General features: G+C 44.5%; 19 protein-coding genes. 1 reads left to right on the forward strand and 18 read right to left on the reverse strand.

The window, feature by feature from the left end:
* Positions 1-72 precede the first annotated feature (72 nt).
* Positions 73-681, reverse strand: coding sequence for a LysE family translocator (locus tag ACHZCY_RS12960; protein ID WP_319549180.1), 609 nt, complete (start codon positions 679-681; stop codon positions 73-75).
* A gap of 106 nt (positions 682-787) precedes the next feature.
* Here ACHZCY_RS12960 and ACHZCY_RS12965 point away from each other — a divergent pair, with 106 nt between their 5' ends.
* Positions 788-2437: a TPM domain-containing protein gene (locus ACHZCY_RS12965; protein WP_319549181.1), complete on the forward strand. Its 1650-nt coding sequence runs from the start codon at positions 788-790 to the stop codon at positions 2435-2437.
* Between the two features lie 24 nt (positions 2438-2461).
* Here the strand turns inward: ACHZCY_RS12965 and ACHZCY_RS12970 are convergent, their stop codons facing one another.
* The 17 genes from ACHZCY_RS12970 to ACHZCY_RS13050 all read right to left on the reverse strand — a co-directional run bounded on the left by ACHZCY_RS12970 (position 2462) and on the right by ACHZCY_RS13050 (position 24853).
* Positions 2462-4657 carry a SulP family inorganic anion transporter gene (locus ACHZCY_RS12970; protein ID WP_319549182.1) on the reverse strand — a complete coding sequence of 732 codons (2196 nt, stop codon included), beginning with the start codon at positions 4655-4657 and terminating at the stop codon, positions 2462-2464.
* A 361-nt stretch (positions 4658-5018) separates the two neighbouring features.
* Positions 5019-5636, reverse strand: a complete 618-nt coding sequence (locus tag ACHZCY_RS12975) for a PqiC family protein (protein WP_394713401.1) — start codon at positions 5634-5636, stop codon at positions 5019-5021.
* A gap of 12 nt (positions 5637-5648) precedes the next feature.
* The gene (locus ACHZCY_RS12980; RefSeq protein ID WP_319549183.1) at positions 5649-6653 is read right to left on the reverse strand and encodes an MlaD family protein; all 1005 of its coding nucleotides are present in this window, start codon (positions 6651-6653) and stop codon (positions 5649-5651) included.
* Between the two features lie 16 nt (positions 6654-6669).
* On the reverse strand, positions 6670-7431 hold the full coding sequence (locus ACHZCY_RS12985; protein ID WP_394713402.1) for an ABC transporter ATP-binding protein: 762 nt from the start codon (positions 7429-7431) through the stop codon (positions 6670-6672).
* A 149-nt stretch (positions 7432-7580) separates the two neighbouring features.
* Positions 7581-8714, reverse strand: coding sequence for an MlaE family ABC transporter permease (locus ACHZCY_RS12990; RefSeq protein ID WP_319549185.1), 1134 nt, complete (start codon positions 8712-8714; stop codon positions 7581-7583).
* Between the two features lie 335 nt (positions 8715-9049).
* Entirely contained in the window at positions 9050-10651 is a 1602-nt protein-coding gene (locus ACHZCY_RS12995) for an aspartate:alanine exchanger family transporter (protein WP_319549186.1), read from the reverse strand.
* Positions 10652-10742: 91 nt separating this feature from the next.
* Positions 10743-10892 (reverse strand): hypothetical protein, encoded by a 150-nt coding sequence (locus ACHZCY_RS13000; protein ID WP_319549187.1) that lies wholly within the window; start codon positions 10890-10892, stop codon positions 10743-10745.
* 24 nt (positions 10893-10916) lie between these two features.
* Positions 10917-11798, reverse strand: coding sequence for a hypothetical protein (locus ACHZCY_RS13005; protein ID WP_205222191.1), 882 nt, complete (start codon positions 11796-11798; stop codon positions 10917-10919).
* A 751-nt stretch (positions 11799-12549) separates the two neighbouring features.
* Positions 12550-14265 carry a cation:proton antiporter domain-containing protein gene (locus tag ACHZCY_RS13010; protein ID WP_319549188.1) on the reverse strand — a complete coding sequence of 572 codons (1716 nt, stop codon included), beginning with the start codon at positions 14263-14265 and terminating at the stop codon, positions 12550-12552.
* Positions 14266-14400: 135 nt separating this feature from the next.
* Complete coding sequence (locus ACHZCY_RS13015) at positions 14401-15096, reverse strand: MipA/OmpV family protein (RefSeq protein WP_319550219.1); 696 nt, start codon at positions 15094-15096, stop codon at positions 14401-14403.
* A gap of 231 nt (positions 15097-15327) precedes the next feature.
* The gene (locus tag ACHZCY_RS13020) at positions 15328-15699 is read right to left on the reverse strand and encodes a glycine zipper family protein (protein ID WP_205222194.1); all 372 of its coding nucleotides are present in this window, start codon (positions 15697-15699) and stop codon (positions 15328-15330) included.
* An 83-nt stretch (positions 15700-15782) separates the two neighbouring features.
* The gene (locus tag ACHZCY_RS13025) at positions 15783-16214 is read right to left on the reverse strand and encodes a hypothetical protein (RefSeq protein ID WP_205222195.1); all 432 of its coding nucleotides are present in this window, start codon (positions 16212-16214) and stop codon (positions 15783-15785) included.
* Positions 16215-16390: 176 nt separating this feature from the next.
* On the reverse strand, positions 16391-17326 hold the full coding sequence (locus tag ACHZCY_RS13030) for an EipA family protein (protein WP_319549189.1): 936 nt from the start codon (positions 17324-17326) through the stop codon (positions 16391-16393).
* 81 nt (positions 17327-17407) lie between these two features.
* Positions 17408-18067, reverse strand: a complete 660-nt coding sequence (locus ACHZCY_RS13035; protein WP_319549190.1) for a hypothetical protein — start codon at positions 18065-18067, stop codon at positions 17408-17410.
* A 124-nt stretch (positions 18068-18191) separates the two neighbouring features.
* Entirely contained in the window at positions 18192-19907 is a 1716-nt protein-coding gene (locus ACHZCY_RS13040) for an aspartate:alanine exchanger family transporter (protein WP_394713437.1), read from the reverse strand.
* A gap of 247 nt (positions 19908-20154) precedes the next feature.
* Entirely contained in the window at positions 20155-21522 is a 1368-nt protein-coding gene (locus tag ACHZCY_RS13045) for a glutamate decarboxylase (RefSeq protein ID WP_205222199.1), read from the reverse strand.
* Positions 21523-22084: 562 nt separating this feature from the next.
* On the reverse strand, positions 22085-24853 hold the full coding sequence (locus tag ACHZCY_RS13050) for a LuxR C-terminal-related transcriptional regulator (RefSeq protein WP_319549192.1): 2769 nt from the start codon (positions 24851-24853) through the stop codon (positions 22085-22087).
* Between the last annotated feature and the right edge of the window lie 400 nt (positions 24854-25253).

Below are 25253 nucleotides of genomic sequence, written 5' to 3' on the forward strand. Positions count from 1 at the left end.
ACGTTAGCTTGGTATCGGGGCTGGTGCACTGGCTGCCGAATCTCCTTCAGTAAAGATGAACCATGTCTGGGTTCAATCCAGGCAAAGCAAAATGCCAAACAAGGAGAGCATCAGGCCTGATATCTTTTCCAACCCGAAGATCCATTTTTCCAGATAATTTTTAGCTCGCCTGTTTCCAATAAGCATAGCTACCCCCATGTCCCAGGTAAAGACTATACCGGCCATCCATAGTCCGTAGAGCGTCCGTATTGCAAGAGGTGTTTCTGCGGATACCATAACCGTGAACAGGGAAAGGTAGAAAATGGCATTTTTAGGATTGAGACATGCCGAGGCAAAGCCTAGAGTAAATTGGCGGATAAAGGATTGCTGACGCAGAAATCCTTGTTTTTCATTTTGGGTTAATGGTCTCTTAGGAGCACGCAGGAGTAGGTAACCAATGTAGATGAGGTAACCGCTGCCCAGATACTTGAGCACCGTCATCAAAAGATGCATGTTGCGTACTGCCTCCAGACCGAGAACGGCAATGGTCAGATAGAGTCCATTGGCGGCGGCAATGCCTGCGCAGACAGACAAGGCGTAACGCATCGGCATCCGTAGTGCAGTCTGCATGATGAGAAAAAAGTCCGGTCCAGGGCTGAGCAGGGCCAGAAAGTGGGCTGAGGCAATCAAAACAAATTCCATCGTATACTCCCTTTTTTACGAGCTATGGTACAATGGAGCTGTATACCCATCTTGTATAAAATTGACGAAACCGTGATGCTCCAGTGACATTTGAGGGAGAAAAACCATGCTTCAGGATTATCGATATAAATGGCTTTTTTGGGTGCTAGTCGGATTGTTGCTGGTATCCGGCTGCTCTACTGACCAACAGCATAGTCTGGATAACATCCTGGCCCAGCGGCCTGATCAGCAACAGGTGGTGTTTGACTATGTCGGCACCATGGATGATTTACGCGAGTCTACTACCAAAGCGCTTGCTGATTTTCGTAATCGACACCAGATAGAGTTGCTCATCGTTGTTCTACCTTCCCTTGGCCGGCAATATACGATTAGTGAAGCGGCGGCCTTGCTTTTCAGCAAGTGGCAGGTTGGCAGGGCGATGGAGGGAGGCGGTGTCTTGCTTTTGTTGGTTGATGAGAGTAAGGAAGTGAAGCTGGAAATAAGCTATGAGCTGGAACCCATCTTTACCGACCTTTTTACCGGGGCTGTTGAACGGCGCCAACTGCAATCCCGTTTTGTTGCCGGTGAGTTGGAAATTGGCCTTATTGCAGTCATGGAAGAGCTTGAGGCAAGAGCCCAGGTACTCCACGCTGATATTGCGGTTGCAGATGCGATCAGCAAGCGTGATGCAAGGTATCTTTCCCAGGGAGCAGGGGCCAGGATTGCCTTGGAGCCGATGGAGGTCATTGATGTCTCTTCTGCCGACAGAATAAACACACGCTACCCCGCTGGAAAAAGTATTGATGACGCCTGGCATACTTTACTGAAGCGATGGAAGGATCAGGAACGTGACCCGTTCCTGCAGGTTTTCTTACCTACAGGTCGTCTGGCCTACCGCGATTTTGCCACCATGCCCAAAGAGCGTCTTACCCAACAGTACCAGACCTACAGCAAACGAGCTTACCAGGTGTTGGAGGATGGTAATCATGGTGTTATTTCTTTTGGGAAAAAAGAAGGCTGGAATAATGCTCCTTTCCTTTTTTGCCGTACTGATGAAGGCTGGCAGTTTGATTTGGTTAACCAAAAGAGATTTATTCGCATGGGACCTTCTCCCTCGTGGGGAGTTGAATTTGGTGCACATCCCTATATGCTTCTCTTATGGGATGCGTTCAGGTTTTATGGCCAGGATATCCCCTTAACTGGGGAGGAGGTGTACAAAATCGGCAATGATAGAGCCATTGCTGCCACCATAGAGACTTTGGAAAAAGAGGTTGCCGCTGGTAAAGAAGATTTTGCAACATTGCTCAAACTCGGCAGGTTGTATACCCTGACTTCCATGAGCCGTAAGGCAATGCAAACCTTGAAAAAGGCTATTGTCCTTCAGCCGCAAGACCCCCGTCCGTACCGGTACCTTGCCATTGTTCACGTGAACGGATTTTATCAGTACGACAGTGCGTTGAAGGCACTGCAAACCGCGCGTGATAAAGGCGGTAACGATACGTTTCTCGCCAATTTTTCAGGGTATATTTTCTACCAGAAGAAACAGTATCAAGAGGCGGCTGCAGCATTTGAAAAGGCTGCTCAACTCGACCAGGAAAACAGTTACAGCCAGTATTACCTGGCGTATACTTATGCCTGGCTCTACAGCAAAACCAAAGGTGACAGCGAGAAGAAAGAATACAAGCAGCTGTTCAATCATTACGCTGATAAGGCACTATCTTCAGCCACCATCCATCCGGCTCGCATCCGGCGACTTGAGGAGTGGCTGGATAAGTAGGCGGATATGGTTTGATGGTGAGTGTTATTTAACCGTGTCAAATTTCCAGATGCCGGCAATATCGTAAGAGTGCTCCTGCTTGCCACCTGGTTTGTCGGGCGTCGTGTAAATAACTCTTTTCAAGGGACAGTCAAATGCAGCTTCATCGTGGTCTTTATGTGCATCGGCATAGACCGCATTGAGTGCTTTCTCCATGGTTGGATAGAAGTGCTGAATACCGATGTCCTTGATCATTCCGGTACGGATAAGTACGTCGGTTACCGTGCGATGCACACCACTAAAAGAAATAGTAATACCAGCCCGACGCACTCTGTCGACGATCAGTTTCAGTGCTTCTATACCGGAGGCATCAATCGTGCTGATTCCGGATGATTCAATGATAATATGGTTCAGGTCGGTTTTACTTTCCATATGATCCAGCACCTTGTCTTCCAGGTAGCCTGCATTGGCAAAAAAAAGAGCCCCTTCAAACCGGACCACGTCGATATATTTGCATTCCTGCAAGCCATGGGAAAGCGCGCCGTGCAGGTATTGGTCCTCGCCCCTGGACAGAGAAACAACTTGGGGGCGCATGCTTTTATAAAGGAAAATGACAATCGAAAGAACCGCCCCAATGAGAATTCCTTTGTCTAGATGGGGAGCAAAGTACAGAGTGGAAAAAAAGGTGATAACCACTATTGCCCCGTCATACCATTGTGCCTTCCAGCTGTGAATCAATCCCTTAACATTGATAAGACCAAGTACTGCCAGCATGATGATGGCTGCCAATACGCTCTGTGGAAGATGATAGAGTAACGGAGTGAGAAAAAGGAGCACCACCACCACGGTCAAGCCGGTCAAGACAGAAGCCATACCACTGACAGCACCTGCTTGAAGGTTAACTGCAGAGCGGGAAAAAGACCCTGAGGTTGGATAGCTTTGCCCCATTGCACCAATGATATTGCCCAGGCCCTGGCCAATGAGTTCCTGGTTTGGATTGAGCCTGTCGCCGGTTTCTACGGCCATGGCCTTGGCAATGGAAATGGCCTCCATGAAACCGATAATGGCAATGATTACCGCATAAGACAATAATTCGCTGATGGTTTGCATATTCAATTGGGGCATGCTGAAACCTGGGAGTCCTTTGGGCACTGTGCCAACAATGCTGCCGCCACCGATCATGGTAAAGTTTTCTGTATCCTCGGGTTGAGGGCTGACTTTTACTCGCCAGGTACGGCTGTCGGTGTGGGCGGATTGGGGGAGTTCATCTCGCAGGTAAAATCCAGCTGCTTCACCATCTTCGACCTTGTGAAACAGCATCGATCTGGCCAGGTTACGATGGGTTGCCGCATGGTTATTCGCCACCCTGATCTTGTGAGACAGCATGTCTATTTTCTGGAGCAGCATAATCCACTCCTTGCTGCCCGATTGAGTCTCTGCCAGTTTTTGGGTAAGGGTGGATCGTTGTTCCACCAGCTTGCTGTGGAGCCTGGACTGGATATGGTAGGTCCACAGGATGTTTTTGGCCTTGGGTGAGCGAATGTTGGCAACCGTTGTGGTCTGATTATGTTCAAAATCGATCATGGCAGAGAGCACGATAGCGGCCGTGACGACAATCAGCACATTGGGCAGGCGGGGCGCATATTTTTTGAGAAGGATTATGCCGGTAAAAGCAGCTAGTCCAATCAGCAGGGTGGGCCAGTGGGTGTAGTGGTTGGCTGCTTGTATTACCCGTAGCATGGTTTCATAGTGATGAGGGGCCGTGTCTACGACCACCCCGAAAAACTTTGAAAGCTGCGACGAGGCAATGATAAGGGCCGCAGCATTGGTAAAGCCGATGATAACTGGATGAGAAAGAAAGTTGACTACCAATCCCAGGCGCAATACTCCAAGCAGCAGCTGAAAAAGTCCTATCATAAGGGAAAGAAGAATAGCATACCCGATATACGCTTCACTGCCCGCGGTTGCAAGAGGCGCAAGTGAGGCTGCCGTCATAAGAGAAACCACCGCAACCGGTCCGGTTGCCAGCTGGCGGCTGGAACCAAAAAGCGCCGCTACTATCGGTGGCAGGAAGGAAGCGTAGAGTCCGTAATAGGCAGGGAGTCCGGCAAGCTGGGCGTAGGCCATGCTTTGCGGTATAAGAACCAGGGCCACAGTCAGCCCGGCCATGGCATCCGCTTTCAAGTGAGTAAGGGTGTACCCGCGGAACCAGTCAGTAAAAGGGAAAATTTTTTTCAGCATCGATTACCAGCAGGGAAAGAGTGGTGGGGGCAGGTAAGATCTAACTGATGATACCGCAATTATGCTTAACCACAAATCTAATTTTGAACAAGCAGGTTGGGGTATGTTTTCCTCTCAAATGGTACTGGTTAGTGGTATCTTTATTTTGTCAAGCCACTTACGAATGCTCCTTTTTGTATAATATGTGTGATTTTGTATCCACTCAAACTCCTTTTCGAGTTGTTTGAGGCTGTAAACTCCCTTTTGGTATCCAGATGTATTTTCAAGATAAAAAGTTTGGTGAAGGGCAAAAAAGATGAGAGATACTGAGCAAAGAAATATATCCGATGATTTTTCAAACAAATTGAAGTGCTCGTGGAAATCAATTTTCTGCATCTTGAATTGTATTTACAATTTCAGTGCTAAGCATGCTGAGCGCTTTACTTAGAGTCTTGACGAGAGCCTCATAACTTCCAGCACTGGTTTGAATTCGAATTTCACTCCGCTTTGTAACGGTAATGTCCTTCTCCTTCCCCTTTAAGAGGTTCCAGCGAGCTACCAGCACGACGTCTTTTCCAAGCCGGCCATCAAAACGGATAATATCCATTGTAACTTGGTAATCGATCGGAATAAAAATGCGCCACGGATACACAAATATTGAATCAGTCTTTAAGAGGTAGCCAATGTTTTCTGAGAAAACAGTAATAAGGTTATCCTTAAGGGAACCTGACCACTGGTCGTAATTGGCTTGATTGATACTATTGTCATTGGTACGGGTAATAATGTTCTTTTGGTTGAGGTAATCTGCAATTTTTATAGGGCCTATACCAACAGATATTTTTGCATCTGTTTTGCTGGAGACTTGTTCTCTCTCAACTGCTGAAGCTGGGGTAAGCATATACAAGCGAGGCTCTGGACTTCTTCCTGAGCAACCACAAAGAATGAACAACACACTGCAAATAATAGCTGCTGACAAAAAACACCGCTTACTCTCCAACATAATATTCTCCCCTTACTTGCCTTTTCCCCTGAGCAGCGATTCTGGATGCCGTTCCAAATAATCAGCTAGCTGCTGCAATGAACTCGCCATGCTTGAAATATTTTGAAGTGTTTCTTTCACTTTAATTATAAATGGTGAGTCTTCAGATGCGATGCCTCTGAAGTCAGCTAAACTTTTTTCGATACTCTCTGTCAGTGATGCCAGATCTGCATTTGCCGTCAAAATAAGTTTGTCAAAATCGTCAATAGTTTTTTTGACGTCATCACTAATTGGCTCAAGCTGATGATCCAAATTATTAATCAGCTTTTGAGAATCTGTAAGCGTATCGTCTATTTTTTGAGCGAGTGGGTCCACATGAGTATTAATCTTTCCGGTAACATCCTTCACATTGTCGGCTGCAAGCCTTATGGAATGAAAGATATCAGTCAGTTCCTGATTATTGACGAGACTGTCAATCCCTGACAAAGCATTTTCCAGATTATCCAGCATTCCTTTAAAATCACTTTGTTGTAGAATCTGAAATAACCGTTCGCTGGTAGATTGTATGGTTGGAATTTCCGGTACCCGTTCAGTTGATTGCCTCAGGTTCACCGTTGTATCCGGATGGAAACCTAGTTCAATCATAAGTTGACCTGTAATAAAGCTTTGCAAGGTAAGTACGCCCCTTAATCCTTTATCAATTAACTTTGGCAGCGAATCGTGTGGGTCCATACGCTCATCCCCATCCATGATCTGCACAATATCGGGCTCAATTGCAATGTAGACGGGAATCATGTACTCATAATTTTTATGATCAGCGATCATGACGATTTTTGTAACAGATCCAATCTTCACACCATTAAATAATACCGGCGCCCCAACGTTGAGTCCTTTAATAGAGGTGTCGAAATGGAGTACAAACTCTTCGGTTTGTTTGAAGAATTTGCCGGAACCAAACAGCACGATACTGATCGCTAAAAGAAAAACAGCAATCACGACAAAGCCGCCTATCATCATTGTGTTAGCTTGTTTTGCCATTATTTCCACCAAAAAATTAGGTTAGTTTTTCTCCCCGGGTCAAAAACATGTGCAAGGTCGGATCCCGACTTTCAGCAAGCAATTTGTTTGGGTCTCCTGTTGCGGTCATGGTGCGTTGAGAAACATCAAGAAAGACAGAATTGTCACCGATCGCAAAAATACTAGCCAGCTCATGTGTTACAATAACCATCGTCGTTCCCATGCTGTCGCGGAGCTCCAGAATCATGTCATCCAAACGACGCGCACTTACAGGGTCAAGCCCTGCTGATGGTTCGTCAAAGAAGAGGATTTCTGGATCAAGGGCCATTGCGCGGGCAATTCCAGCACGTTTTTGCATGCCACCGCTTATCTCAGAGGGATAGAATTCGCCAAAGCCGGCGAGTCCAACCAGTTCAAGTTTTAAATCCACCACTTCTTTTATTTCTGCTGCGCTCAAGGCTGTATAGCTCTCTAGAGGCAGTGAAACATTTTCTGCCAGGGTCATTGAGCTCCAAAGAGCTCCACTTTGGTACATAACTCCGGCCCGACGAATAATTCGGTCACGAACCTCTGGGTCAGAACCCCAGAAATCGGTTTTGTCGTAGAATACTTTTCCGCCGGTGGGACGTTTCAGGCCTGTTAGAATGGTCATCAAAGTACTTTTTCCACAACCACTGCCACCCATGATGATAAAAATATCCCCATGATTGATCGTAAAATTCAGATCGCGCATAAGGACAAAATCTCCGTACCCCATCGTAAAGTCTTGTACGGTTATGTGCGGTGGTCGGTCAATCATAGTTAATTATAGGACCTTTAACCCAGATAAGTCGGCCATGAAAGATAAGAACCGATTGTATTGAAAGACTATTCTGATGCCGGCAAGGCTTCTGTTTTTTGCGTGTTTTTTTTCTGGCTCGTGCAGCCCCTCTACAGAGTGCACCACGATCAGATACCCAGCATATTGCAGATAATAGTAATGACGGCTGTAGAGAGAATGATGCCAACAACTGCGGTTACCACTGCAGAAGTTGCCGCTTCCCCGACAGCAGACGCGCTCCGGCCACATTCCATTCCCCGCATGCACCCTGATAATGAGACGATCACACCGAAAACAATCCCACTGAAAATACCAATTCCAAGATCCCAGAGGCGTACCGCAGCAACTGTTTGGTTGTAATATTGTATGAGGCCGATGTCCAGTAAGCTTACGCCGACAACCATGCCGCCAAGAACTCCCATTATATTAGCATAGAGGCAAAGTAAGGGCATCATCAGCGCCAAGGCTAACATTCTTGGGAGGACAAGGAATTCCATGGGAGAAATTCCCATGGTTCGAAGGGCGTCAATCTCCTGGTTTACTTGCATGGTGCCAAGTTGAGCTGCAAAAGCCCCTCCAGTGCGGCCTGCCATTACAATTCCGGTCATAATGGCGGCCATCAAACGAACCATGGCTATACCTACCAGGTCTGCCACATAAATTTCAGCACCAAAAAGTTGTAATTGGATAGCACCTACAAACGCCAGAATGAGGCCGACCAGGAAGCTGATTAGCGATACGATTGGTAATGCCTGTCCACCACAACTTTCCATGGTCATAAGCATATCGCTACGTCGAAATCGGGCCTGTCCATGAAAAAGTCGCAGCAGAGCCAAGGTTGCCTCTCCTATAAATTCGAGCATTTTTCCAATGGAATGGAACAATTCGACCGTGTCGTTTCCCACGACTACCAGAAAAGGTGTTTTGCTTTCTATTTTACGAGCGTCCTTTTTTTCTGGTACGGCAGCCGCTAAGGCTAATAATTGTTGCGCCCCCTGGGGCAATCCGCTGCTGTCAAAAACATCGTTTTTCGTTTGGCAAACTGTTCGTAACCGCTTTGCAAAAATTAATAAACCAGAGTCCCACTCACTTAGTTGGCTAGAGTCAAATTTGATTTTACTCGGTGTGGGTAAAGATTGCAGGCGCTGATAGACATCTTCGGCTGATGAACCAATTCCTCCAAGCTTCCAAGAGCCGGTAAGAACGAGTGTCACAGTGCTATCGTCGCTCTCTTGAAGAATAATTTCACCAGGTTTTGTCATCAGCTATACTCCTTTAGAATTGTGTGAAATAAGCTGGTTTAAAAAGTATACATATACAACGGCAGGTGTTCAAGGTGTTGTCGTAAAAATTCCTGAACACTCTGGATGACTTGACTTCCCGACGTACTGATACAATGCTTTTCCAAGAGTCATTTCCGTCAAAATTTTCAAACCTTCCGCATCAATGCTTAAGTGTAATCTTTTATGCCCGGCAGTCCCGGAATAAGCCCGAATAAAATAAAAATATGATCCAGTGAATTAAATCGTTAACCTCTAACAACTGTTAAGGCTTCATAATATTGTCCTTTGTGTTTATCCATGAATCCCCTGCTTGGTTACCCTGGTGGCAGTGTTCCGCCGGACGCCATTGCAACCATAATTTGTACCAGGATAATCTTCAAAACCGTTCCCACTCCAGGGAAAATCATGGCATAGCAAATATCCGGCTTACCTGTGGGTGTAAGTTGATTGCCATATGCTAGAATCGCCGGGTTGCCGGTCGCGCCTGAGGCAATGCCAAGCAAGTCGTCAAAGCTCATCTTAAGAATAAAGTATCCCACCAGAATAATAGTCAATACAACCACCGCTACCTCTATAATTGCGGCCGCAAACAGACTGAGACCTGCCCCGGCAATGTTCTCTATGAACGGTGCACCAGAGGAAATTCCGACGCCGGCAAGAAAGAGCGTAAGCCCAAAGTTACGCAAAATGACGTTGGCAACAGGTGGCATGTTCCAATTAAATGGCCCAAGCCGGCCAAAATAACCCAGGATGAGAGAGATGATCAACACGCCCCCGGCAAGACCAAGCTTAACCATGCCGACTCCAGGGATAGGTATGGGAATCAGTCCGATAAGACCGCCTAAGGCCATCCCAAGTCCCATTGACACGAAGCTATACTGTGATTCCGCGTTTACAGAATCCCCAAAGAAAAGACTGACACTCTCCCTTTTACCGGACTCAATGAGTACACCGAGTTGGTCTCCGTACTCAATAAGCAGGTCGGGTTTGGAGATCAGATCTATATCACCACGGCGTACATGAATAATCTCGGCCTCGACGCCTGGCGGAATTTCGAGTTCTGTAAGCTTCATGCCTACAAATTTTTCCTTGGAAACGAAAACACGCACATAGTCCAGGTGACGTCGATCGCTACGAACATCCTCACTGTCCGCCAGATTTACTTCTCCAATCGTTTCTGGATAGCCTGCAACTGAAAGAAGGTCATCATCCTTGAGAACGAGGTCGGCATCTGGGAGCATGTTAACCCCGTCCCGCTTGATCATCAGCAACTTGAGGTCATCAGGTGCCTTTTCCAATACCTGGGCGATAGTCTTGCCCCCAAGACCGCGGTCCCCCACCCGTAATTCGCCTGTTGTCAGACGCTTCGGTGATGGTGCGACCACTTTTGGTTTGAACATCTGAAAGGTGAGATAGAAGAAAAGCATTGGTCCAAAAACCCCAAATGGATAGGCAACAGCATAACCCACTGCCGGGTCTTGATTTGAAGTTGCATCAATGGCCGCCTGAAGGCTGGCGGTACTTGTCAAGGATCCGGCAAACATCCCAGCACCGAAGTCATTCGAGAATCCCATGAGCCGTCCCAGAATAAGAGCCACAGCACAGCCGACTATCACTGCCACCGCTGAAAGAAGGTTGGCCTTTATACCGAACGAGCTTACAAGGCCGGCAAAGAAGTGTTTTCCATATTGAATGCCGATACCATAGAGAAACAGGATGAGGCCGATGAGCCCCAGGAGACCGGGGGGGGCAGACTCCGGTGCAAAAGCTCCGAACGCCAGACCGACAAACAAAACAGCGCCTATACCGAGTGAAAATCCGCCAATATTGATCCGGCCAACAGCGTAACCGATACCGATCACCAGAAAAAGCGTAATAAATGGTTGAGAATTGAGTAATAGCACTATTGCTTCCATTAGTTATTCCTCAAGAAATGTTGAAAAAAATCAAACTGTTCAAATACTGCAAGCGCCTATCATTTTATACTAGAGAAAGCACGACATGTTGCTATATTTCGTCCTCATATTTCTCTTTGTGAGGGCATCTACTCTTGAGCAAGACCGCGAGCATTCCTATGTTTTCAGGCAGGACCTCGGCATGAAACTGTTTTGTTTCTTCATCCGGAAGCAATGCAATTATATTACTTATTCCTTTCATAACATCAGTTCCATTCTCATTCCATCACTGGTAGTTGATATATTGGGGTGGTTCTTTGATTTTGGTATTGCCTACCTGCTCCATTCCCAGAACCTGTTTCGGGCTCATCATTGATGGTTTGTCTTCCTGGAAAAAAAGTTTAAAACCGCCAGCGACCCTTTCTGCAGCAACTTCTGAATAGAGGCCATTGTAAATATCTACCTTCAATTGTGGTGAGCCATGTCCGTCGAGATTCATTATCAAGTCAATATTTTCAAAGTTCTTGACTGTTTCCGGCTCCTTTACCATGCTTTTCCTGAACATATGAACGATCAATATCCTATTCCCAGCAATATTGTTCTCTTTCATGTATTCTGTCATGGCAGATTGTACTTGATTGATATCGTCTCCGGAAATGTGCCCGATTACCTTACCTGGTGGGACGTCGAGGCTTTTAACTTCGAACTCAGGGTCGATCGCCAGATGCACGTTTTCGTGTTTCAGGTAAGGTAGAACAGGCTTGACTGCTTCCAGAGGTGTTAATTTCCCCAATTGCATATCTATGATAACAGCAAACCCTTCATTGTTTGCCGCGTTAATGTATCGCATTACTTTTTCTTTTGATAAAGGAATAACATAATCTTTGTCGCTTCCAGGCTCATAGGTTGCCAGACCATATATCAAGTGAAATGCAGGGGTTATATTATTATAATCGGTAATTTTGGCGTATTCGTTTGTTTTCGCTCTGATTATAGGCACGAGGTCTTCAATCGAATGCTGACCTAGCACACCTAATGAAGGCGCATCAGGTCGACCGTAGTAACCAACCATGAGGTCGATGTCGGAGAGTATTTTTTGTTGTGCAATTGCAGGGTGGGAAATAGCCATGCTGTTAAGTAAAAGAATGAAAAGAATGAAGTTTTTCATCGTGGTGAACCGCCCTTTGAAAGGTTAATGATATCGAAGAATACTGGTACTCCGTTTGCAGAGTCCGGCATATCTATCCTATTGTCAGGGGTATTGAATAGCATGTCGTTGATTAGGTCGACACACAAGTAATCGTCGCCTGATGGTCCGACCAAATAGGTCAGCGTCCTCACCACTGTAGTCGCAACACTTCCCAGAAAAAAGAAATACAATTGAGTGCTGCTATTCATCACTAATATCGCTAGTAGCCTGTCGAGCTTTCACCCTTGCAGATTATGAGCAAGAGTAAGGGTGGGTTTAGCTGACTAATTGTAAATAAATTAAATTTGACAATGCGGCGATTTGGTATTTGTCGACATTTTTGATGTGATTTGATGATTGTAACTAGTTTATGTTCATAACATCCATGAGCACAAACTTTAACCACAGGCAGAAATACTATATTACTCTTGCCTCCTTTTCTACAGGACTGGTTGCCTGAAGATCATCTTGCCGGGTTTGTAGTTGATATCTCAGGTGCAGATATCCGCCTATAACTGAAGAATATGGTAGCAAGTGCGGTTCCTTCAGCCAATCATCAGAGAGGGTTATTAGTAACTCTTGTAAGACTGCTGAAGAAGTATCTTAGCTGGCGTACCCATATGGAACTATTCAATCCTTCTGTTTTTTTATGCAAATTTTTAAATGGAAAAGGCGAAATAATGTAATTGTCAGCGTTACCCCATTTACTCGTAAACGGGCTTATTATTATTTAATTGTTGTCAGATGACACACTACCATCTCCGACTAACTCATAATCGTTATTACGAAAAAACGTAACTAATTCATTTACACTTTCTTCTTTAATCCCAAGATTTTTAAGTAAGATTCCACCTACAACCATTGTGCTTTCAATATATGAGGTTCGAGCATGGGTTATTCCATTATTAACCAAATAGGATTGATCAGCTAACGTCTGCACCCGGGCATAAATGCTTAATTCAGGATAAAGACGATGTAAGCTAATGGCCAAAGCCTTGGTTTTTGACCGACTGGAAGCATTGACAAAGGCGGCATTTGCCTTACTGAAACCGGCTACGCTCTGGGTCTCAAAACTATTCATATCACCAAAATGAACGTTGTAGCCACTCGCTTTTCCTTGTTGGACAACGGCAAAATCTTTATCAAAAACTACATATGGGATATTGGCCTTTTCAAGCATTTTTGCTATAAGCTGACTGACCTCATCAAAGCCGATAACAACGACATGCCTTTCAAGGCCCTCGGCCGGGCCTTCTACCAGAGTTTGTAATTTGGCTAGAAAAAGATCGGCTATTTTGTTACCTGTTTTGACCATTATTGGAGTCAGAATCATACTAACGGCTATAACAAGCATTGCCAGAGTATGCCCCTCGCTACTCAACAACTCTGTCCCTGCTGCTGCAGCAAAGAGTACAAAGGAAAATTCTCCGACCTGAGATAAATAAAAGCCTGTTCTAATGGCAGGAGCGCGTTTTATACCAAACGCAAGTGCGATTACACTTATCACCATACATTTAAAACCCACAATTATTGGAACATGAACTAAAAGGGTTGACCAGTTGTTGATTAGTGAATTTACATCAATAGACATTCCAACTGTCACAAAAAAAAGACTCATAAGTGTCTCTTTAAAAGGAGCTACCGTTGCTTCGATCTGGTATCTGAAATCAGATGCCGAAAGGAGCATTCCCAGTAAAAAAGCGCCTAATGTGATCGATATTCCTGCATAATCAACCATCCATGCTGCTGTGATCACCGCCAGAAATAACACCATCGCAAAGGCATTTATTTGCCGATGTTTGGCACAATAACCGAGAACCCGTGGCAGTAGATAATGACCTGAGAGTAAAATGACTGCTATTACCCCTGCAACTTTACAAATTGTTTGCCAAAGAGGAATAGCATCGGCCTCCCCAGTACTATGGGCCAAAATAGGCACTAATGCCATAACCGGCACAACCCAGAGATCTTGCGCCATAAGCACGGCGAAAGCTGTTTGTCCGTGTTCAGTGGGGAGTTCACCTTTTTCTCCCAATGTGCCCATAACAATAGCTGTAGATGACATGCTGAGGCCAAGCCCGACAATCACTGCCGATTCCCATGGCGTATGAAAAAATATGATGAGATAACCGGTCATTATTATTGCAGTTAGAATCATCTGAGCTGAGCCTAGTCCAAATATCAATCGCCGTAGCGCCCAAACTTTCTGGGGACGAAGTTCCAGGCCGACTGTAAATAAAAAAAGCATAACACCAAGCTCTGCAATATTCTGTAACTCTGATACTGATGAGGAGAGAATAGGACCTGGGGTATTGGGTCCTATGATGATGCCTGCAGCAATGCAACCGAGTATCACTCCAAAACCAAGCCTCTCAAAGACAAGAACACAAGTTGTGGCTGCTCCGAGATAAATGATTATTGCAATAAGCATTGATGAAATATCCATATATTAATCACCTAATATTGAAACAACGTCTCAAAAAAAATATAATTTATTCGCTTGAAAATTAATTATGACTCCCAAGGTGCAACAGTTTGTTTATAAAATGCAAAGTTTTGGACTTTTAGACCTAGATGTAACTTACCAGGAATACAACATTCCTATTCCATATATCCATTGGTCTTTTGAACCGCGTTCGTCTACAATGGGACTATCGGCAGCATCACCTAGCATTCTGGAATAAAGAAGGCCTGCCCCTGCATGCCATTTTTTACTCAGATGCAATATTCCTACAGCCCATATACGAATATCACGCATGCCGCTTCCAGCGTCAAAGGCGGGTAGTCCACTGACCATTGCCCCTTCTTGAGAAACACCAAAATATGTGCTGGTATAATCATCGTTGCCCCAGGTTGTACCGGCTCCAAAACCAAGTGATACAGGAGTCGCAACTGGTACGAGACCCCATGCATTGGCACCCACTGTCCAGCCATTATCGGTGGCATCACTCACATCCCAGTAAGTCCAGCCACTAACACCAAACTGCAAGCGTGAATTATCAGGGTCCCTCCACGTGTAGCCTCCCCAAGCTCCAAGATTAAGTGCTCCGTCAATTTCTTCGAGCATCGCAACCTGTTCATCATCAACGTCTTCATCACGGCCAAATCGATAAAACAGACCTGGGCCAAATCGCCAGTTTTTATGATCTATAAGATTGACCTTAACATCATTGACCACAATTTTAATAAACCGCTCATCGCCGATCATGATTTTTCCAATTGGGGCACCGCCAAAAGTATAATCATCAGAGCCAAAATAGTCCGGGTACCCACCAATTCCTACCCCAAAGAAATTAGGCTCGCCAACTCCAGTGGTATTGCAAGATCACTGGCATGGCTTGGAGAAGCTGCACACAATATCACAATTGTTGCGATAGCAAACAAACAGTTTGCTGTCTTGACGTTCATGGTATTGTTATTGCCTTTTTTTGATCCATCTTCTCTCCATAGATATAGACATTTATCGTTTAAATATAAAAACAATCCGTTACTGTTTAATCTTTTTTAACTACCTGTTATGGCTTCTGCGTATGCCACCAAACAAGGCACTGCCAATAGCCCCTGCGGCCGCACCTTTACCCGCATCACCGGCAATACCACCAATAATGGCCCCTTTGGCAGCACCTGATACGGCATCTCCGGCAAGAGTGGTTTGAGACCCGGGACGTCTGGTCACATCACCGAAAAGAGCCCCTCCTGCCGCTCCTGCAGCCGCACCCTTGCCGGCATCGCCGGCAATACCGCCGATAATAGCCCCTTTTGCAGCACCACGGATGGTGTTATCCAAAACTTGACTACCAAAAACAGCCTCCAGCGATGTAATGAATAACAGTGATGAAATCACCATACTGAATACAATAATTTTAAATAAATGCTTCACCGATTTACCTCCCAAGTTGGGTGCACAGGCAACTACCCGTTGTTTTTAAGCCAAACGATATTTTTCCCTCATAGCCCAGGTTGTTACTTTTCAGAATAGAGAACACAAGCTCCGAAAATAGTAAATCCCTCTCCCGGGGCTGTGATCCCAAGAGTCATCAAGCCAGTCCGGTCATTGATTAACATACTCCAACCAGTATCTACGTCCGTGCCCTGAACAATTTTATAGCCATCCATACTTTGAACATTTGTAATCGGCGAGGTACGTTTTTCTCCGGCTTCGGTCAAGCTATTTACAACCTTGTTGCCAAAGTCGACTTCAAAGAATAATGGTAAATTAACCAGATCAACGGGTCCTCTGATGCATTCCTGCTGCTTATCGCAGGCTATCGCTTCAGCAGAAGAACAAATCAACTTTGGGGCTGCTGCCACTGCGTGATGACCGTAACCAGTCATTAGAACAAAAGCAGTGATCACAATGGTAAGTGCATTTACTCGTAATATTTGTTTTTTCATTACATACTCCTTTGTTTGTAACACTATAAAAAAACTCATCTATATGATATATACCCTGCAGACAAACAGTATTTTCAGCTACGATTTGTAATGGTTACAACGTTCAACAATTTTGTTTTGCAAACCTGGGTATATATCAACGCATTACATTAAAATTGCTTGAAAATTATTGCTCACTATTTGAGCTTAATTTTCAGCCCTTGACCAGCCATAGTAAGACGAACACCTTTCTGGGTTGATTTTAATTTAAGAACAACACCATTACCATTTTTAAGAGCCATTACAGATCCACCGCCAATCAAGGTGGCTCCGGCTTCACCTGCAACAAATACACCTTCGATATCTTTTGCTTCAACCAGTTTATAGACATCTCCAGTTGCCTCGATGGCAGTAATACCGACGTCAATAACACTCAGGCCGCTGATTGAGATTTCATGGGTTGATCCATCATACATGGTCAGACTACCATCGCCCCAGGTTACGCCGACACCAACGGCAACCGATTTGGACTTTATTTCTACTGTTCCTGAAACTTTTGGGGCCGGCTCAACAGCTATGGCATAGGCTGCCGCATACAGTGCCTCTACTTCCTGCCCCTTTTCAATACGGTTAATATCAATCTGGTCTCCAACCTTTAAGGCCAGTAAATGATCGGATTCCTCCAAAACCACAACCTTATTTTTCTTGTCGATTTTGGCTACAACTGCAGCCACATAGGTACTGGCCATGAACTTCATACCGGGTTTTTTACCCTCCTTTGCCCTTTCTACAGATATAACTGAACCACGTTCCTCCAACTCGCTGCCCTTAGGCTCAAGAGCTATGGCCAGGCCGGTATAATAACTGACAATGACCAAGTCGCCTCGTTTGAGCTGGTCAAAATTTTTCACCTCTGGGCCAGCGGTAAATTTGTACTCTTCATCCGCCGAGTTCTTGAGGGTGACCACTCTCGTTTCTTTGTCAATGCCCACAATAACATCTACCGCCACTGCTCCATCTGAAACAGCAACGATCCCGGTGTCCTCTGCCAGGACTTCTCCAGTATGAACAGCGAGTTGAAAAATAAAAATAAATCCAAGTATGATACCAATATGTTTAAAGTGAAATTTCATGGTGTTTATCCTTGTTGAAAGTTTGTTGTTAAAAATAAGTGAGGAAGATTCATTCTTGTCATGACCTAAAAACAAAAATGTTTACCAGATAAGTGGCTGAACCAATTCAAGCAAAAAATAAATATGTTTTACTGTTTTTTCACTAGCGTTCATCATTTCGTTCTCAAACATTAAAGCCTCAGAATTAACCCAAGAAAGTAAGACAATTACCACCACATAAAATATGCCCAAAGACACATTGGCCCTTCTTGAAAATGGCGAACGTAGAAGGGTGATAATTGGACCAACATACATGGCCAGAAACCAGGCAGTAGCGCCACAAAAGAGAATAGTTTTCTGAAAAATTATTACTTGAGTAACTTGGGACGGGAGATCGTCGCCGAACAAATTAAAAGAGACAAACAAAGGTGCAAAGAAACCGGTTATTGTATAGGCCAGGCCTAGGTACATCAGTAGATCACCTGCAATAAAAGACCAGTGATCACAATAACCGACCTCGTCATGAGAACTGGAAGCTAGAAAAGCAACGAGGGCAATAAGAGAAAGGGATAAAGCTAAATACAGAGCAATGTCAGCTCGTACGTGTACCTGATGATCTACACCTGGCAGGTTAACTCCCCCAGACATACTATATAACTGAGTAATTTGAAATGAAACAATAGCGATGTTCAAGCCAATTACTGTCAGACGTGTACGCATTACGTTAACAGCAATACGCACTACTTGTTTGTTATCTGACATATAACCTCTTCATGTAAATGATCTGGTATAAAGAATATGGATGGATATTATTCACATAAAGGGAAACCGTTGATCAAATTTCCAGCGATTCCCCTTATGAGATTGTGCGAAAACCTTAAAGCGACTATGAAAATACCATGGCTATGTACCCTAGAATAAGAACAATAGCAGAGGTAAGTGCATAAGGGACAGGGTAAGCTACAGCAGAAATGGCACTCCCAGATATATCCTGTACTCCGTTTAATGCTGGGGTACTATTTCGTCCACCGGCGCATCCGCCAGCCAGAATAATTGGGTTCATTTTTCTGATATAATAGCCATAGCACCAGGCCAGAAAAGGAGGAACCAACGCTCCAAGCAAACCAATTATAGCAATCCAGATTACAGTAGTTCCCTGGAAAGAAGACATAATCTTAGGACCAACTCCTGCACCTAAAACCGCGACAAAAAGACTCAAGCCGATATCATTTAAAAATGCTCGTGCGCCCTCACTTGTTGGACCACCAAAATCAGGGTTACGTGTTCGCAACCATGAAACCAGGATACCCATCAACATACAGCCTGCAGAAGTTCCTAGAGCAAAGGGTATACCACCAAGTTCTAAACTGGCATGACCAATAATAAAGCCCATCACCAGTGCGGCAGACATGAAGGAAATCTCAGTATAGGCGCTCTCAACTATTGGTACACTTTTGAGTGCTTTAGCAGCCTGATTCACACACCAGGAAGGTCCTGCCAAACGAAGCACATCCCCTTTTTCAACTACAGTTTTTGGAAGATGAGGAATAGCGACCCCAGCACGAAACATTGATTTAAGGTGAACACCAAACCCAATTTCAGCTCCAAGCTCCTGTAAGGTCATTCCAGCATAATCTGATTTACCTACGTGAATGTCTGCCACCTCTATATCGACCATCCTTGCTCTGGGTTCGGCAACTTCATTTCCGACTTTTTCCGAACCCGAGAGTAGAACCGAATATTCGCCCATGACCCCAATAATGTCACCCATTTGAATGGTCGGGTTATCTTGCGCATCAAGAACTTCATCACCGCGCACGACTTTCAATATTGCTGCATGGGGATATTTTTTAAACAGATCGTGCACTGATTGACCTGCCAACTCTTCATGTTCAACCAGGTAGGAGCGAATCTGTTTATCAGTAAACCCGAGAATGGAAGCCCCAGCTGTACCCGGCAACGCACCACCATCTTCACCACCACTAAACTCCTCTTCAGCCTGCTTGGCTGCTTCCACTGGATCATGACCAAACATCTTGGGTAAATATTTGATGAGCAAAATTATAAATATTGACGAAAGGACATAGCTGATAGCATATCCTGCAGCCATATTGGCGCCAACCATATCAGCAGTGATCCCTTCAGGAAGTTTAAAAGCCCCGCTACTTACAGCTGATTGTGCAACACCCATAACAGCAGTAACCGTATAACTTCCTGAGATAATACCTGCAGCGTACCCCGGTCCAAGATCGATAAGTTTTACGCCGAAAAAAACTATTAGAAAATTTGAAAAGACCACTATCAAGCCGATAACAACAAAATCAAGCCCACCACGAGCCAATCCGGAAAAGAACTGTGGGCCAACTTTCATTCCCAAAGCATACATGAAGAGCATCAGAAAAATATCTTCTACTAACCCTGGAATATCATAAGTAATGCCAAATAGGGCACTCGCAGCAAGAGCAATACCAATACTAACAACGAGCGTCCCTGCAGTTGCACCAAGATTAATACCTTTCACCGTAACGCGACCCAGTGGGTAGCCTATTGCCAGCGCTAAAAATAGATAAGCAAAAGGATTTTGGGCTAAATAGTTCAACATCCAGCCAACAGGGCCAAAAGATTTTTCGGCAACAGCCTCAGCTGCTAAACCACTTCCTATAGCTACAAGTAATAGCAGGCAGACGCTAGCGAGGACGGAGCTGCAGCGACGCAAAGTAAACATCTTTTTCATAGAAGTTTTTCTAGGAAATTTCATATTTCATCCACCATAACTCAGTTAAAAAACGATCACGTTAAAATAACGTGATCGTTTAAGGGTTAAACCAATGTAATAGATTCAGACTAATCTAGCACTTTGCTGGTGAAGTCTTAAGGGGATCATGAAGTTCTGGTGGTGTTGCATTTCCACCATGTATTTCTAAAAATTCACATGCTCTTTCAATATCACTTGCTAGAATTTCTGCAGCATCTCTGTTTAAGTGAGGACGTACAACAATTCTCAAACTATTTACCTCTTGTGCATTTGGTGGCATTGAGTAAGCAGAAAGGATCCAGCCGCGTTCTCGAACTTTGTTGGAGATATCAAATTCATTATATTTGGTAATGGATTCATCTAAAGTAAGAGCAACCACAGGAATACGTTGGGTTTCATTCATGATCTTGAATTTACCAGTTTTTACAAGCCGTTCTCTTAAATACTCGGCATTCTCAACCGTTTGCTTCATGATACGGGTATAGCCTTCTCTCCCCAAGCGTAAAATGTTGTAATACTGAGCCAAAACCGTTGCTGAGCTTTTGCTGAAGTTTAAGGTTGCGGTCGCGGCTTCTCCGCCAAGGTAATTCACATAAAAGACCAGGTCCTCATTAAACACCTTGCGATCCTTGAAAACCACCCAACCTAATCCTGGAGGAACGAGACCAAATTTATGACCAGAGGCATTGATAGATTGAACTCTGGGAAGACGAAAATCCCATTTATATTCGGGGTAGAGGAAAGGATTCACAAAACCGCCAGAAGCACCATCAATGTGCATGGGGATGGAAATACCTGTTTTTTCTTCATAGGCATCCAGCCAGTCATGGATTTCCTGGAACGCATCATCTTCGCCTGTAAAAGTCTGTCCCGCGATGGCTACAACACAAATTGTATTTTCATCAACATACTCATCCAGGTGTTCAGCAGTCAGTATATAATTTCCTGGTTTCAGCGGTACAATGCGTGGTTCTACATCAAAATATTTAAGAAACTTTTTCCACACAATTTGCACATTACCGCCAGTGACCATATTTGGTTTACTCGCATCAAGGCCAGCTTTTTCACGAGCTTCACGCCAGTTCCACTTGTGAGCAAGCCCTGCAAGCATACAAGCCTCCGATGAACCAATCGTTGCCGAACCATACGGTTCAGCATCTTTTGGACCATTCCAGAGATCATGCAGCCACCTTACACATTTATTCTCTGTATCCTTTGTATGCGGATACATATCAGGATCAGCAAAATTCCTAAATGAACCATCTTTGAAAATTTCAAGAGCTTCAGGTTCCATAAAAGTTGTTACAAAAGAAGACAGGTTGAGCATTGGATTTGCATCGGTCCAACATTCACTCCTTACCAGTGCCGCAGCAGCCCTTGCTGACATGCTCTCACTTGGAAAGTTTTCTGGTACTTCAGCGTTGAATTGTTCGTAGGGGGTCTTTTGGTGATTTTCGCTCATTTCAATTCTCCTTGGTTAAGATCAGAGGTCTGTTTACGCTAAATGGTTTTGGCTTTAAGGCCGCTAATAGTGTTTCAAAATTTATATAAACAACTTATCAGCATGCTCTATAAAGGGGGACTTCCCTTGCACCGTGGGGGGGGAATGATGAAATGACAAAGGCTCTATTTGTTAATAGTATTGGCCTATTGACAGTATAGAGAAATATTATCCTAAACATGGGGCTGGTCGCAATCACCTGGAAAGGGTGATATTTAGGGGAAGAAATTTTGCAATGTGCAGAAATTGTTAAATAACTGTTACGATCATTGCCCGTAAAAAATTTAATGTGCCAAGTAGTTCCGGCAGGTAGGGGTAGGGGTAGGGGGAGTTAATCTTACTAGTAATGACAATAGGGGAAAGGGCTTATAGTAAATGAATTGGACTCTTTAGGTAATAATGCTGTCTAGGGGTTATGCGAAAAGCATACTCTTTCTTTGGTGCAGAGATGAATATTTTTTTACAGAAACGACAAAGAACATTAAAATTCGTTAATATAAATAAAAATTTACCATGCTAAGGGCTACCGATAGATATTGCGGGATGAGTTCTTTCGCCGCCTTTCAGGTATTAGATTGCATTTTCTTGCCGTGTTGACGGCTTGGCGGCGGTTCGGGGCTTTTAGTTTTCGGTAGAGACTGGAAAGGTGCGTTTTCACGGTTTCTGCAGAAATGAACAACTTTTGAGCTATCTCCTTATTGGAAAGACGTTCTTGGAGCAAAATCAAAACATCCAGCTCGCGATTGCTCAAATCAATAAATGTACTATCAGCCGCTCCCGGAGCAGGAACCAATTGGTCGTTATCAACTGATGCTATGCCCATGCGATTTATTCCGCTTTTTTCTAACATAAACGCATCCATGAGGCGGTGCAGGTAAGGATTGTCAGGACTTTTTTTCAAAAGCACCTTCAGTAGCTCGCCGATTATTGGTCCCCGGTCTAAAAAAGATCGAACCAACCCACGTGGTTCAGCCAGATGAATTGCATCCTCAAACAACTCGAACGACTCGTCCACTCTACCTACTAATTTTAAGGCCACAGCTTTGGCAGCCTGAAATTGGACATACAAGCGGATGTGGTATTGATTTAGCCTTTGCAAGGTTTTATCGATAAAGATAAGAGCGTCACTGCTATGTTTATGATCGTCCATATGTGATAAAATATCGGCATGCAACAAAAGGGGAAACGTCAGCCAATAGAAAACATTTTCGCCCACCGAAGTATGTTTCGGCAGGTCAGCTGACACCTTTCCAGTATGCAGGGCCAGCTTGCTCTTTACCGAATCAGATATTTGCACTGAAAAGGAATCCTTCATCTCAATTGCAAATAAAAATGCCTCGTCGATATATTTTTCGGTTGTTTTCACATCCCCTTTAGCCCAAGTGATAAGCGCCAGGCTAATCATTGAATCGTGGCAAATTCGTGTGGTAACATGATCTCGCATTTTTATTACACGGCTGAAGTGGTCGGCAGCAGTACCCAACAGGTTTCGTTCATAAGCCGCGCATCCAAGAAAATAATAAGCGTATCCTAACCAGTAATTACCCTGAGGAACAGTTTCGTTAATGAGTAATAATTTCTGGGCATTTTCCTGCACCGCATTCCAATCCGCAGCAAAGGTCAATATTGCCATTTTCGTCACCAGAAGCTGACCGGCGTTCAAACTGCCTTCTGAATGGTTGGCATTTAGGGCTAGGTCCAGCTGGAACAAGGCTTCATCCTGTCTTCCGCATAAGAATTTGGCAGCTGAGTTATATATTAATCCCATATTATGTGAATAGCGATGTTTCTTCGGTACAACTTTCAGTCCCCACTCTGACCGACGGAGGCTACCCTCAAAGTCTCCTTGATAACATAAAAAGGATGCGCGCTGTATGGCAACATCTCCCAGAAGGCTTTGGCGTCTGGTTTCGGGAATCGGATAGTCATAATTTTTAAGTAACAGTTCTGCCTGGTCCATCAGCGAGGCCCAACTTATAAAATCCAAGTTAACCGCTTTAATAAAAGTGTGTGCGATCAAAAGTTCCGGGTGCGATTCTTCAGCGCCATTTGGGAACATGTCCAGCAATCGTTTCAGAGCGCGGCGGGAAATATCCTGGTCGATGATGGGGTGCATAATATCACCTACCAGTTCAGCTGCAGCATCAATATTTTCTGCGGCAATCAAATGTTTGAGAGCATCCTCGAAGTACCCATGATCGGCATACCACTCTCCGGCCATTTGGTGGGTTTTGGTTTGTCGGATACTGGGTATCGCTGATCTGATATTCAGACGCAACATCTCTTGGAATTGATGGTGATACCGATACCATCTGTTTTCATTGTCAAGCGGTACAATAAATAGATTGTTTTTAATTAAGTAGTTGATGATTCGTCGGCTATTTGTACTGTTGCCCTCCTTGGCCAGCAAGTAGTCGCAAAGCGATACACAAAAACTATCTGGAATTGCGGATATGCTGAGAAAAAGTTTGACATCGTCCGGCTGACAGGCAATGACTTCTTCAAAAATGTATTCAATGACCATGTCGTTTTCAGTGCATAGCTTTTCTGCAAAAGCTTGAGGACTGTCAACTTTTAATAGATCTAATAGTATCAACTGCAGGCCGACGGCCCATCCTTCAGTTCGTGTAACTATTTGTTCCATAGTATTGATGGTCAGCAGTTCACTCTTGACAGGATTAAAGAAGGCTTTGGCCTCTTCGTCGACAAAACGTAAATCGGCTGCATTAAGTTTAGACAGCCATTGTTTGATTTGCCATTGAATTATTGGCAATGGTGGGTCTATACGGGTTGCGATGATGAGGTGCAATCCTTTTGGCATATACTGAACCACGCGTTTAATCATCTTATGAACATCTTCAGAGGTAATAAGATGAAAGTCATCGATAGCTAGAACCAGAGGGGTATTCAGTGCAGCTAGGTGATGTATGAAAACATCGACCAAATATTCGGGAGGTGGCAGTGTCTGAGCTGACAGAAGCCTGCTTGTTTGGCTGTCGAAGTGTGGAAAAATGCCACGGATCGTAGCAATCAGAGAGTAGAGGAACCGATCTGGAGTACTGTCGCTCTTATCCAGGGACAACCAAGCGGAGTGACAAGAGATATGGTTCAGCCATTGTAATACCAATGTGGTTTTACCATAGCCGGCCGGGGCTGATATGAGGGTCAGTTTGCCTCCCAGTGATTCGTCCAGAGCCTCAAGCAGGCGGGGCCGTTCAATCCACTGTCTGCCGATAGGGGGGTGATTCAATTTGGCGGGAGGGAAAAATAAATTATTATTATCAATGCTCATTAATCAGGATTTGCTGAATAAAGATTAACCCCTTGCTGTCTTGGAGGCTATGAACTCGGCCAAAAGGTAAACTGGTTTCAAGGGCATCCACCAAACATTAACCAATCGAGTTATTAATCTGTGAAATAGTGAAGTAATGGCGATAGCCGGCTACCCCTTCAGGTTCGTTACCAGAAAACCGGCCATGATTTTGATTTCACAGGTAAATGGCAGCTTGGTCATTATCCTGGGGCACATTTGACGAGTGACCAATCAGTGCTGTCTCATAAAAACACGGGCAGGTGAATACAAACAAATAAAGGCTCGGGGGCTCTTTTGCTTATCATGAAGTTGTAAAAATAAATTAACACCAGCTACAGGACAAACCCTCTTAAGCTAAGGAGTGGTGGTAACCAGATAT

It is taken from the genome of Desulfogranum marinum (genome assembly GCF_963675105.2).
GTDB lineage: Bacteria > Desulfobacterota > Desulfobulbia > Desulfobulbales > Desulfobulbaceae > Desulfogranum > Desulfogranum marinum.